Source organism: Fluctibacter halophilus (genome assembly GCF_020687825.1).
Classification (GTDB): Bacteria; Pseudomonadota; Gammaproteobacteria; order Enterobacterales; family Alteromonadaceae; genus Fluctibacter; species Fluctibacter halophilus.
Window position 1 is genome coordinate 293,192 of record NZ_JAJEWP010000002.1, and the last position, 13,656, is coordinate 306,847.

At 54.1% G+C, this 13,656-nt stretch carries 8 protein-coding genes; 5 read left to right on the forward strand and 3 right to left on the reverse strand.

All coding sequences use genetic code 11. From position 1 onward, the window contains the following. Positions 1-35: 35 nt before the first annotated feature. Both LJ739_RS10065 and LJ739_RS10070 read right to left on the reverse strand, forming a co-directional pair. Positions 36-2,573, reverse strand: coding sequence for a glycoside hydrolase family 3 protein (locus LJ739_RS10065; RefSeq protein WP_229160082.1), 2,538 nt, complete (start codon positions 2,571-2,573; stop codon positions 36-38). 10 nt (positions 2,574-2,583) lie between these two features. Continuing rightward, positions 2,584-3,816 (reverse strand): sugar MFS transporter, encoded by a 1,233-nt coding sequence (locus LJ739_RS10070; protein WP_229160084.1) that lies wholly within the window; start codon positions 3,814-3,816, stop codon positions 2,584-2,586. A gap of 559 nt (positions 3,817-4,375) precedes the next feature. Between LJ739_RS10070 and LJ739_RS10075 the strand changes: the two genes are divergently transcribed. The 5 genes from LJ739_RS10075 to LJ739_RS10095 all read left to right on the forward strand — a co-directional run bounded on the left by LJ739_RS10075 (position 4,376) and on the right by LJ739_RS10095 (position 12,446). Continuing rightward, the gene (locus LJ739_RS10075; protein ID WP_229160086.1) at positions 4,376-7,345 is read left to right on the forward strand and encodes a TonB-dependent receptor; all 2,970 of its coding nucleotides are present in this window, start codon (positions 4,376-4,378) and stop codon (positions 7,343-7,345) included. 157 nt (positions 7,346-7,502) lie between these two features. Beyond that, positions 7,503-8,216: a SapC family protein gene (locus LJ739_RS10080; protein ID WP_229160088.1), complete on the forward strand. Its 714-nt coding sequence runs from the start codon at positions 7,503-7,505 to the stop codon at positions 8,214-8,216. Positions 8,217-8,226: 10 nt separating this feature from the next. Beyond that, positions 8,227-9,723: a tryptophan halogenase family protein gene (locus LJ739_RS10085; protein WP_229160089.1), complete on the forward strand. Its 1,497-nt coding sequence runs from the start codon at positions 8,227-8,229 to the stop codon at positions 9,721-9,723. 178 nt (positions 9,724-9,901) lie between these two features. Then, on the forward strand, positions 9,902-11,458 hold the full coding sequence (locus LJ739_RS10090; protein ID WP_229160090.1) for a methyl-accepting chemotaxis protein: 1,557 nt from the start codon (positions 9,902-9,904) through the stop codon (positions 11,456-11,458). A 145-nt stretch (positions 11,459-11,603) separates the two neighbouring features. Beyond that, the gene (locus LJ739_RS10095; RefSeq protein ID WP_229160091.1) at positions 11,604-12,446 is read left to right on the forward strand and encodes a tetratricopeptide repeat protein; all 843 of its coding nucleotides are present in this window, start codon (positions 11,604-11,606) and stop codon (positions 12,444-12,446) included. 55 nt (positions 12,447-12,501) lie between these two features. Here LJ739_RS10095 and LJ739_RS10100 read toward each other — a convergent pair whose 3' ends face one another. Next, positions 12,502-13,509 carry a glycoside hydrolase family 16 protein gene (locus LJ739_RS10100; protein ID WP_229160092.1) on the reverse strand — a complete coding sequence of 336 codons (1,008 nt, stop codon included), beginning with the start codon at positions 13,507-13,509 and terminating at the stop codon, positions 12,502-12,504. Positions 13,510-13,656 lie beyond the last annotated feature (147 nt).

Here is a 13,656-nt window from a genome sequence, read left to right on the forward strand (position 1 = left end):
AAAAAGGCCGGTACAACCGGCCTTCTCAAACATTCTTACGGCGAGCACTGCCATGATGGCGCAGACGTTGGATTCGGCTGCAGGCGTATATCCGACAATCCCAACTCAACCCCCTTCGACGCGCGCAGGGTAAAGGGTGACATGATCGCGCCAAAATCAACCCCTTTGCTGGCCAGGCAGCGCATATCGATGCTGACGGTTTGCCACTGTGGCGTTGATGTGACCAGCGCACTCAACGGTACTGACCACTCGCAGGCTTCCATGCACTGCAACGACAATTCGACGTGCTCAGGATTACCGGCAATCCACTGGACATCAAACTGAAGCTGGCTGCCAGCCTCCAGGTAGCCTCGCAGATCTTCCGGAAAGGGCGTCGATAAGCCAAACGACACCACATCCTCTGCCTGCCAGGACAGTTGCAGGGCATCTTCCTGGATACGGCGATCCATGGTGCGCGCAGCGAACCCTTCAAGGGTCAGGGTATTGCTGCTCATTTCCACGTTTTGCGCAGCTGTGCTGGCGATCAGTTTCCAGGGCGCTTTGACCTGGCCGACCAACAAATCACGGCTTGTCAGGCCAGCATCCTGTCCGGTCTGTTCAGACAAATCCAGTGCCAGGGTACTGGGTTGGCCATAGCGCAGCCCGAAGCCATAGGGCAATAATGCTGCGCCATCGTCTGGCGTATTCAGGGGGCCCTGATTCGGCGTCGCCGGCCAGGAAAAGGGCAGGGTGCCGACAAAGTCGTGACGCACCTCGCCCTCTGCATCGGTGAACAACACGTCGGCGATGCCTTGTCCTTCGGTACCCGGTAACCAGGCGGCAACAAACGCGTCCGAGGCGTTCAGCTCAGGATTGACCCACAGTGGACGGCCGGAAATGAACACCGACACTACCGGGATACCTTCTGACTTCAGGCGCTGCAGCAATGCAAGGTCGCTCTTATTGCCACGCTGGTATTCCAGGTTGTCCAAATCACCATTGCCTTCGGCATAAGGTTGTTCACCAAACACCACGATGGCAACGTCCGGCGTCTGTTCACTGCTGCCGTCCTCACTCAGGACTGCGGTGCCGCCAGCGGCTTCGACAGCTGCCTGAATACCACTGAAAATGGAGGTGGCGCCGGGGAAGTCTTCGTTGCGGTTGCCGGTGCCTTGCCAGGTAATCGACCAACCACCACTTTGCTGACCAATGTTGTGCGCGGCGCTGCCCGCCACCAGTACCCGTTGTTTGGGTGACAGGGGTAAGATCCCCTGATGGTTTTTCAGCAATACCAGTGATTCACGCACCGCCTGACGGGCAATTTCACGGTGTTGTTCATGACCGATCAGCGAGGTGTCGCCAGACAGCGGGCGATTGGCCGGAGATGGCTTGTCAAACAAGCCGGCCCGCAGTTTTACCCGCAGCACCCGGCGCACGGCGTCATCCAGTCGTGCCAAGCCAATGGTGCCGTCTTTGACTTGGGCCAGGGTATTTTCCATCAGCGGTTTCCACGCTGAAGTGGGTACCATAAAGACATCGAGACCGGCGTTGAAGGCCTGAGGGCAACTTTCATTGCTACAACCGGCTACCTGTCCATGACCGTTCCAGTCACCCACTACAAAACCGTCAAAACCCATCCGGTCTTTGAGTACATCGTTGAGCAAATAGCGGCTGCCGTGGATCTTATCACCGTGCCAGCTGTTAAAGGACGCCATCACGGTCTGCGCGCCAGCGCTGAGTCCGGACACATAGCCCTGGGCATGAATATCGAACAGGGTTTTCTCATCGGCAATGTTATTACCCTGGTCGTCGCCTTTCTCGGTGCCGCCATCGCCAAGGAAATGCTTCACCGTGGAAATCACGTGCTGATCGTCGATAGGTCCCTGGGTCAGATCGCCCTGCAGACCGCTGACGATGGCGCGGGCATACTGCTTCACCACATCGGGGTGTTCGCTGTAGCTTTCATAGGTGCGGCCCCAGCGGTCATCCCGGGCAACCGCTACCGTGGGGGCGAAGATCCAGTCGATACCGGTGGCCATGACTTCCCGCGCAGTGGCATTGGCAATCTTGGTGATCAGTTCGGGATTGCGTGCTGCGCCCAGACCGATATTGTGCGGAAACAGGGTCGCGCCAATGACATTGTTATGGCCGTGGACAGCATCGGTACCCCACATGGTGGGAATGGTACTGCCATCAAGGCTGTCATCGACAGAGGCTTGGTACATCGCCTCTGCCAAGTTTACCCAATCCTGCACGCTGGCGTGTTTGTCGTTATTGGGAAAGGCGCCACCACCATTAAGATAGGAGCCAAAACCATAGCGACGCATGTCTTCTACAGTAATGTCGCGGATCTCGGGTTGGATGATCTGGGCGATTTTGTTTTCCAGACTCATGCCTGCCATGATGTCATCGATGCGCTGTTCAAGGTCGGCGGGATCAACCACCTCGGCAGTGATCTGTGGCCAGTACTCGGGTACCGTCGCCGTTGCGGCTTGTGTTTCAGGCTGTGGTGCCGTGGTGTTGGGATTACAGCCCAACAATGCCAGTCCGGCGAGGCTGACCAATGCTGCACGTTTAGATACGAAAGGTTTCATCGCGCTCTCCTTATGCGGTCGCGGGTGACGACTGGTGAACGGGCTGGCTGCCTTTAATACCGTAAAAGCCGATATAGACGTAGCACAGCAACGGCAGAATAAATGAAATCTGCAGGCCCATACTGTCGGCCAGTAACCCTTGCAATACCGGCACGATTGCGCCACCGACGATGGCCAGACACAAGATACCGGACCCCTGACTACTTTGGTGACCCAGACCGCTCAGGGCCAGGGAAAAGATGGTCGGGAACATGATCGAATTACACAAACCGACCGCCAGAATTGCCCACATGGCAACAGCACCTTCGCTGCTGATTGCAATGCCGATCAACGTCACCGATAGCAGGCTGTTGACCCCCAGTAACAGACCCGGACGAATTTTCTGCATCAGAACCGCGCCAATGAAGCGGCCAACCATTGCACCGCCCCAGTAATAAGCGATGTAATTGGCGGCCACCGCTTCTGGCATGGCCATGATGTGTTCTTCTCCGAGGAAGTTGATCAGGAAACTGCCGATGGAGACTTCGGCGCCCACGTACAGGAAAATGCCCAGTGCACCCAGTACCAGATGGCGATGTTTCAGCACGCTGCCGCTGGGTAGCGCGTCAACAGGGTGGGCTTCGTAGTTAGGCTTCGGCAACTGGATTTTCATAAACACAAAGGCAATCAGCACCAGCACGACGGCGAGCACGAAATACGGCATGTTGACGGCATCGGCACTGACATCGGCGTGCTCGCTGAACAAGACATAGCCGCCAAGGATAGGTGCTACGGTTGTACCCAGAGAGTTAAATGCCTGGGTCATGGTCAGGCGACTGGAAGCCGTCGCCGGGTTACCAATCACAGTGACCAGCGGATTGGCGGCCACTTGTAAAATGGTGATCCCGCTGGCTAACACAAACAGTCCGCCGAGAAACATCACATACACTTCGGTGTAGGAAGACGGTATAAACAGCAAACACCCGACAGCGGCCGTGATGAGACCGACACCAATGCCTCGTTGATAACCCATTCGGTTCACCAAACGGCCGGCAGGTACAGAAATCAGGAAATAAGCCCCAAAGAAACAAAACTGCACCAACATTGCCTGGGTGTAATTCAAATCAAACACCGCTTTTAAGTGCGGGATCAGGACATCGTTTAATGCGGTGATAAAGCCCCACATGAAAAACAATGACGTCAGTGCTGTCATGGCGAATTTGTGGCCATGTGGCGGTGTTGAGGGAGAAGATTGAGTTTGCATACGTGTTCCCGGTTTGTGTAGGCAAAGGCCATTTGTGAACAAAATGTGTCGGCAGTATAGGCGTAAAAAAACGCAATGTAAACGCTTACATTCTGCGTTATACTTGGTCTCCCATTATTACCTAAATGGGATGTAATGCATACAGGGGTTGGCATTCAAGGTCGTCCTTGTTGTTTTTCTACTGTACTGCCAGACACTTATTAACACATGGTCTTAAACGCCAGCATTTTTTCGTCGTTAACAAAATAAAAACACTTGCATTACATTAAAAAATGATTACAGTTACAAAAATGTAAGCGCTTACAGAAAGCGCTTACATATTAGACCACGCCCAAACGCGACGGTGATGAAAGTGGCGAGGTAAGTAAAATTACCTATGCTTTCAGGAAGTACATGCTGTCGGTCGGCCTTGATAAAAGGACTGCCTGGCGCGCTTATCAGTCACTGAACACAACTGATGCGCGCACGGTGAAGACACTGGGGTGAGCGTGCAATCGTGAAACGATGATTGCCCGTCAAAATTGAAATTGTTGCCAGACAGGCATCTCAGGGGACACATATGACAACGAAAATATTTCACCGCACACGATTGGCCACCAGCCTGTCGCTTGTGTTGGGCGCAATGAGCTCCAGCCCATTGATGGCGCAGGAAGCTGACACTGCCGACAAACCAAAAGACGACTTTGAAGTGATTCAGGTTTCTGGTATCCGCAGCAGTCTGATCCGTGCGATGGACATGAAACGTGACGCCGACGGTGTCGTTGACGGCATTTCAGCCGAAGACATCGGTAAGTTTCCTGATACCAACCTTGCCGAATCCTTGCAGCGTATCACCGGTGTGTCGATTGACCGCGAAAACGGTGAAGGCAGCAAAGTTACCGTGCGTGGCTTTGGCCCTGATTTCAACCTGGTCACCCTGAACGGTCGTCAGATGCCGGGTGCCAGCATCGAGGCAACAAGCGCATCCTCTTCTCGATCATTTGATTTTGCTAACCTGGCTTCCGAAGGCGTTGCCGGGGTTGAAGTGTATAAAACCAGCCGTGCGGCGCAGCCGACCGGTGGTATCGGTTCTACCATTAATATTCTGACTGCCCGCCCGTTGAAAAATCCCGGCCTGATTGCGAATGTCGGTGTGAAAGGTGTGTACGATACCTCTACCGATGAAGGATCGACATTAACGCCAGAAATTTCGGGTATTTACAGCAACACCTCTGAAGACGGCAAGTTTGGTATTGCTATCATTGCCAGTGTTCAGGAACGGGACAGCGGCTACAGCGCAGCGGAAACCTCCAGTGGTTGGTACACCATTAAGGGTACTAACGGTGATTGGGGTTCACTGCCTACTGACGGAAGTTTTGTCAACCGTCCACAGGAAAACGATGTATATGCGGTACCTCGTAACCTGTTGTACAACTTTAACGAGATTGAACGTACCCGGACCAATGGTCAGTTGGTGCTGCAATATGCACCGAACGATGATGTGACGGCGACACTGGAATATATCTACTCCGAACTGGAAGTGGAGCAACGCCGTCAGGAACTGTCTACCTGGTTTAACGGTGTTCCAGTATCCGGTGAATACACCCAGGGTACCAATACCGAAGGTTCCGTGGTCGGCCCGGTGATCTACACAGACGCGACCTGCTGTGACGTCGGCTTGGGTACCAGTGATTACGGCACTGTGAACGAAAACAACTCTATTGCGTTTAACCTGGAATGGCAGGCAACCGATGCGCTGAGCCTGGAATTTGATTACCACAGCTCTGAAGCGGAAGCTGGTCCTAAGGATCTGGCCCGTGGCAGCAACAACGTGATCAGCGCGGTGCAATTTGGTCGCGTACTGACCACCGTAGATTATTCCAGTGATTTACCCGTGATGGATTTCACTCTCGAAGGCGGTGGTGCGCTCGATCCGGCGTTGATGTCGTCTTCCGGTAGTGCGTTCCGTAACAGTTACATGAAAACGGAAATTGATCAGGCCCAATTGCACGGTACCTATGTGTTTGATGAAGGTATCGTTAACAGTATCGATTTTGGTCTGGCTTCAACCGAGGTGAAAGCACGTTCCGCGTTCTCCAACGCCCAACGTGATACCTGGGGCGGTTATGGTACGCCGGCTGACTATGATGACAGCATCTATGTGCAGGAAGATTTGCCAAGCCAGTTTGATAACTTCAGTGCACACAATAACCCGAATCTGGAACCCTACTACTATTCCACCAGTTTGCAGGACTTGATTGATGCCATTTCCGGTATTGCCCAGGCTAACGGTGAAACCATCAGCCCGTGCGGCACGGTTCTGTGTGCTGACCCGAACTACAGCACTGACCGCCGTACCAAAGAAAGCCAGTTGAGTGTTTATGCTCAGGTCAATATCCGCAACGATATCAACGACATGCCGTATAACCTGACCCTCGGTATGCGCTATGAAGATACCGAAGTTGAATCTGCTGCATTGGTGCCGTTGTATGACAAAATTGTCTGGGCGGGCGCGAACGAATTCAGTGCAGTCAGCAGTGGTGAAGGTTTTACTGAGCTGAAAGGTGAATATGATCACTGGTTGCCCAGCATCGACTTCAACATTGAGCCGACCGATGACGTGTTACTGCGGGCGTCTTACAGCAAGTCGATCACCCGTCCAAGCTATCAGGACATTCAGGGCGGCCAGACCATCAACCAGTTGCTGCGCTTTAACGGCGGTACGGGTAACTCTGGCAACCCTAACCTGAAGCCGTTCGAATCGACTAACTGGGACTTCTCTGCCGAGTGGTACTACGAAGAAGGCAGCTACGTATCCTTGGGCTACTATGCCAAAGACGTTAAGAACTTCATTGCTCAGCAGGTAACGCAAGAGACCGTGTTTGACCTGGCGCATCCTGCACAAGGTCCCCGCTTTGAAGAAGCGCAGGCCGCGGTAGGTGACGATATGGCGGATATTCGTCAATATTTCCTAGACCAGGGTTATGTTGACGCCAACGGCGACATCGTCGGTATTCCTGGCCAGGATGCAGCTGCGGTATTCACCATTCTGTCGCCGGTTAACGAACGCGATGCGTCCATTGATGGGTGGGAATTTGCGGTACAGCACCTGTTCGGTGATACCGGTTTCGGCGCCATCTTTAACTACACTTATGTGGATGGAGACTTGGCGTACGATGACTACGATACCAACAAAGGTGAAGATGCCGATGGCGAGCAATTTGTTCTTACTGGCCTGAGCGACACCGCTAACCTGGTCGCGTTTTACGACAAAGATGGCATCCAGGTACGTATCGCATACAACTGGCGTGACAAGTTCTTCGTTACCCCCATCGACGGTAATGGCGAACAAAACCCGATTTATACCGAGGCGTACTCACAGATTGATATTAATGCGAGCTACGAGTACAGCGACAACCTGAGCTTCTTTATTGAAGGCATCAACGTGACTGATGAAAACAAGCGTCAGCACGGTCGCCACCCCAACATGGTAACCGCAGCTATCCAGACCGGCGCGCGTTACAACGTTGGACTTCGTTATAAGTTCTAGTGTGTCACTCCTGTGACCATGTGTGTGTGCCGCTACCTTGTGTAGCGGCTTTTCTTTACAGGCAGGTGGCCTGAACTGGGTTGTCTGCCTTGCCTGTTTAGGGGTTTATCGATTAGGCTGAAAGCTCAATAGACCCTTCAGGCATCAGGGAGTTGTCATGAGTAACCATGCCCTTTTAAACAACATCGATCATCAGGCGCTGAAAATTGACACCCGTCATGGCAAACAGTTGCCCGAGGCATACGGTGATGCCGTCATGTCCTGCATGGTGTATCCCGCCGAGTTCCGTAACGTGCAGGCCCACTATCCAATTTTCTTTCAGGCCCGGGAAGATGGCCAAATGGCCAGCGTGTGCCTGTTCGGCTTCGAGCACGGTGAAAACCTGTTCCTGACCGATGATGGCTGGGAGGCCAGCTACAAACCATTGATGATCCAGCGTCAACCCTTTTTGATTGGCCCACAACAGGGTGAGAGCGAGCAGCTCGCCATCTATGTTGATATGGACAGTCCGCGGGTCAACGACACCCAGGGGGAGGCGGTGTTTTTACCCCACGGCGGTAACAGCGATTTCATCAATCATATCGCGTCTGTACTGCAGGCCATCCATCAGGGCGAGCACCACAATAAGGCCTTCTGTGCCGCGCTCGAGGAAAAGGGACTGCTGGAAAGTTTCTTTTTGGATATCAGCGATGCTACGGGCGCGACACACCGTCTGAGTGGCTTTCTGACCATCAATGAAGAAAAGTTGGCAGAACTGGACGATGAGACGGTGTTGGCGTTTCACAAACAGGGCTACTGGCAGGCGATCCATATGATCATGGCGTCGCACAGTGCCCTGAACGATTTGATTAAGCGCAAACAGCAGCGTTAGGAGGTTCAGTATGCAACCCATCAAACGTGTCGTGATTGCCGGTGGTGGCACCGCCGGTTGGATGGCGGCTGCCGCCATGGCCAAGCTGTTGGGCAAGAACCTCGACATCACCCTGATCGAATCCGATGACATTGGCACTGTGGGTGTCGGTGAAGCCACCATTCCGACCCTGGTGTTTTTCCATAAATTGCTGGGGATCAGTGAACGTGATTTTATGGCCGCCACCCACGGCACCTACAAGCTGGGTATTCAGTTTGAGAACTGGCGCGATGTGGGTGAAGACTATCTGCATGCCTTTGGTGTTACCGGCAAAGACTGTTGGGCGGCCGGTTTCCAGCACTTCTGGCTGAAAGGTCGTGAAATGGGGATCAGCAAGCCCTTTGGCGACTACTGCCTTGAGCATCAGGCGGCGGTGAGCAGTCGCTTTGCTCATCTACCCAATAATGGCCTGAACTACGCATTTCACATGGATGCTGGCCTATACGCCGGCTTCCTGCGCAAGATTGCCGAACAGCACGGTTGCCAGCGCGTAGAAGGCAAGATTGCCCAGGTCAACACCCGCAGCAGCGATGGGTTCATCGATCACTTGGTGCTGGACAACGGCCAGCGCATTGACGGTGATTTGTTTATTGACTGCACCGGCTTCCGGGGCCTGTTGATTGAGCAAGCGCTGCACACCGGCTACGAAGACTGGTCCCACTGGTTGCTCAATGACAGTGCATTGGCGCTGCAGACCACCGCGGTGGAGCCGCCTCGTGCCTACACCCGCAGTATTGCCCATGATGCCGGCTGGCAATGGCGCATTCCATTGCAACATCGGGTTGGTAACGGTCTGGTTTACAGTCATCACTATTTGGACGATGATGCCGCCCGCCAGCGACTGCTGGATAACGTGGAAGGGGAGCACCTGACAGAGCCCCGTCTGATCCGGTTCAAAACCGGTCGCCGGCGCAAGCAATGGAACAAGAATTGTGTGGCCCTGGGCCTCGCCAGTGGCTTTTTGGAGCCGCTGGAATCGACCAGCATCCATTTGATCCAACAGGGTATCGTGCGACTGCTGCGGATGTTTCCGACCCAGGGCATTTGCCCGGCAGACGTGCTGGAATATAACCGTCAGACCGATTTTGACGTCGAGCATATTCGTGACTTCATCATTCTGCACTACGTGGTCACCAACCGACACGACAGCCCTTATTGGCAACACTGTCGTAATCTGGATATGCCCGAATCACTGGCCCATCGGATCGAACTGTTTCGTGAAACCGGTCGGGTGTTCCGTGAAGGCAGCGAACTGTTCGACGATTCGTGGCAACAGGTCATGATTGGGCAGGGGCTGATACCGGAGCGCTATCACCCGATTGTGGACACCATGAGCGAGCAGGAGTTGCGCCAGTTCCTCGGCCATATCGAAACCAATGTTGCCAACACGGTGGCCGGGTTACCGGCCCATCAACAATACCTGCAACAGTTTGTCGGTAAACTGGCTGAACTGCAAAAGAGCGCCTGAGCCGCCGCCTCAGCGCATGCATGTTTGATCAATAAAAGCCCCGAATCATCGGGGCTTTTTGCGATATGCCCGGGAGCGACGGAAGATCGCACACAAATTATCCCAAAGTTGAATAGTGAATTTTCTGGCGCTGAATACACTAGCGCCTGATTAAAAAATCATCAGCTTTGGAGCGGTTATGAGCAGTACGTCTTCCGGTAAAGAAGTCCTTTTTGGCGCCGATCAGATTTTGTTGTCCACCACAGACCTGGACAGTCACATTACGTACGCGAATGCGCACTTCTGCGACATTGCAGGCTTTAGTCTGGAGGAAATGACAGGCAAACCCCACAACCTCGTACGCCACCCTGATATGCCCAAAGCGGCATTCGCTGACATGTGGAAAACCCTGCGTTCGGGGATGTCCTGGATGGGGCCGGTGAAAAACCGCTGTAAAAACGGTGACTATTACTGGGTGAATGCTTTTGTAACCCCGGTCAAAGACGCCAGTGGTAAGATCGTCGAGTACCAGTCGGTTCGTACCTTGCCCGACAGAGACGTGGTTGAGCGCGCAGAGCACGCATACCGTGATATCCGCGCCGACAAGTCCACCCCTGCTACCCGCAAGTCCAGCGACCAGAGCGCACTGATCCTGCTGATGATGGTGATATCGTTCCTGCTTTGTCTGGTCGGCAGCGTGCTGAGTCCATCTGTGTGGTGGATGCTATCAATGGCTGTCGTACAGGGCGTGACAATCGCACTGTTGTGGCGTTGGCGGGGTGCATTTCACAAGGTACTCGACAAGGCGCGCAGCGTTTACCACAACCCGATGATGAGTTACTTGTATTCCGGACAGCGCGATGTCTTGGGCGAGATCACCCTGGCCCTGAGCATGAACCAAGCCCGTATTCGTGCCGTGGTAGGCCGGGTCAACGATGTCAGTGACAGCGTCAGCGACAATGCTCAGCAAAGCGCAACCCACTGTGAAGAGGTTGCCGAGTTGCTGACCCAACAGGCCGGTGAAGCCGAGCAGGCCGCAAACTCCATGAGCCAGTTCTCCGCGACCATTGGTGCATTGTCGGATGTGGTTGTTGATGCCACAACGGCGGCAGAAGCCGCGGAGCAACAAACCCTGAATGGCAGCCAGGCAGTGCAGTCGACCATCGAAAGCATCCGCCAGTTGGATGAGCAGTTGCAGCAGGCGACCAAAGAAGTCAATTTGCTGGCTGAAGGCAATGACAAGATCCAGCACATCCTCAGCGAAATCAATGCGATTGCTGACCAAACCAACCTGCTGGCGTTGAACGCAGCGATTGAAGCGGCCCGTGCCGGTGAACAAGGGCGTGGTTTCTCGGTGGTGGCGGATGAAGTCCGTTCTCTGGCGGGACGCACCCAGCAGTCTACCGAGCAGGTTTCAAAGTTGCTGAGTGAACTGACTCAGACCGCCAGTACTGCGGTAGCAGCCATGCAGCGGGGCACTCAGTTGTCGCAGGACAGTGTCAGCATGGCCAGTGCCAGCGGCGACAGCCTGCAACACATCAGCCAGCAGGTTTCCAGTCTGGCTGATATGAACCGTAGCGTTGCGTCAGCGGTGGAGCAACAGACCACCATGGCAGGTCATGTCGCCGCCAACGTGGAGCAAATCAGTACCCTGGCCGACAAGAGTCGTACGCTGGGTCAGCTTTCTCACGACAGCAACAAAGATCTGCTGGGGCGGATTGCGTCGCAGAAGGTACTGCTGCGTCAGTTTGCCTGAGGGCACTGTTGCGCGGTACCGTGAGGTGCTGAAGAGGGGCGTTTCATACAAAGAATGCCCGGCGTAAAAAAATGGCCGATTGGACAATGCCGCAACGATGTTGCTACAGTAATCTGAAGGATTTTACCTGACAGGGAGAAACTGTATGGCACACCGCCGTTTTATTTCGTTGTTCGCAGGGCTCGTTATCGTGTTGGCCAGTAAGACTGGCTGGGCAGGTAACTTGAGTTTTACCGTGACCGCCTGCCAAACCAGCGAGTGTAAGGCGCAGTTTGATCGCTATTACATTCTGGCCCGCAAGCACACTGAAGCCAACGCGGTTCTGGGTGACATGTACCTGCACGGTTATGGCACCGAGAAAGACATCGAGCTGGCATTGAAGGCCTATCGCACTGCGGCCAAGTATCGGGATCCGGTTGGCTCACTGAAAGCAGGACTGCTATTGCTGACCAATGAAACACTCTATGATCCCGTGTGGGGGTTGCGTTACTTGAAGCGCGCTGCACTGGAGGATAATCCGGATGCGATTTATTTTATGGCCGAGGTGCTGACCACTGAAGACTATGGTGTTCAGGATCTGGCCCAAGCCGATGAATGGCTGGTAAAAGCCATCGACATCGACCACCCCTCGATTGATGCACTCCTGGCTGCGATTCAATCCAGCAAGATGCTCAATGAAACCTATTTCCCAGAAGCCGCAACATTGGCGCAGCAAAGAATGAAAAGCCCTGCTAATACAGAGGTGGCCGCAGTGTCATCGTACGCTGATGCTGCAGTAGTTGATGATGATGTTGAACGCATCGTTGTGGACGGTATGTCGCTGACGGACATGCTCGATGTCGGTATTGAGGTAATGGGTGAACAGCCAGGCAGCATAGTTTCTGCGTCTACGGGCAGCCGGATTAAAAGCAGAACCTGCGAAGATGTCTATAAATGTGGTGCCATGCCGAAAGACATGTTTAAGCGCATTGTTGACCAGCAACGGTAATTAAACGTTCAACTGCCAAAGGGCGGTGAAAGCAACCGCCCTCGGCAAACCAGCATCAATTTGCCGGCCCCTCGGTTACACGTTTCGCGTGTGGACTGCGCTGGGCGCAGGCTGCACCGCCGTCGCTTGGATCAGAGCACCGGTAGACCCGCACATAATCAATGCTGAACGTCGCAGGTAAGGCTGTCGGGTCAACCCCATTCAGGTTGGTGGCCTCAGGCCAGTCGCCGCCAAAGGCGAGGTTGAGGATCAGGTGGAAAGGGCGGTCAAACGGGGCGTCCTGGCCCGGCTTGTAGGCCGTTGTTGGTTCGCTGTACCAGGTGGCCTGGGTTTGTGTGGCATAGTGAACATCGTCCACATACCAGCGAATTTCGCCTTGCTGCCACTCAATTGCATAGACATGAAAGTTATCTGCCGGGCTGGCATTGTCGGGCAGTCGGTATCCGGTGCCGGTGTAAACATTGTCCGGTGCCTTGCCGCCATAGTGCAATGTGCCATGGACCCGAACCTCAGGTTTCCCCTGGCCATCATCTTTTGCATCACTGGGTGTCCCCAGGTTGACCGCTTCCATGATGTCGATTTCGCCGGATGCAGCCCAAGGGCCGTAAATGCTGTCACTGGGTAGCATCCAAATCGCCGGCCACACGCCCTGACCCTGAGGCAGTTTGGCCCGGATCTCAAACCGTCCGTATTGCCAGTCTCCCAGGTGTTTGGTGCGCAGGCGTGCAGAGGTATAGGATTGGGTGCGGACATTGTCGAGGCGATAGTCTGGGCTGTCTCGGTGCACAACCGGTCCGGTGTAGGTTTCCTTGCGCGCTTCGATATGCAATACGCCGTTTTCCACTGTGGCGTTGTTGGGGGTGTAGCATTGCCGCTCGTTATTGCCGCCGCCCCAGCAGTTCACTTCATAGGACCAGCGGGCTGCGTCAACGTGGGGACCATCAAACTCATCCTGCCAGATAAGCTGCCACTGCGGGGCGCTGGCCAGGGCAGGTGATAGTAGCAGCGTCAATGGTGAAACGCTGGTCAACAGAGCGCCTATTCTCAAGGTTCGTGTGAACATGTGGTCGATATCCATCAGTGAAAAATGCAACCATTGTAAGCGCTTACAGTTTTGCGAGGCAAGATGTGTTTACCTTGTGTTAATTGCCTATTGACCTTTGGTTAACATCCCTCTACTCTCTCATGTAAGCGCTTTCATTTGCGTATT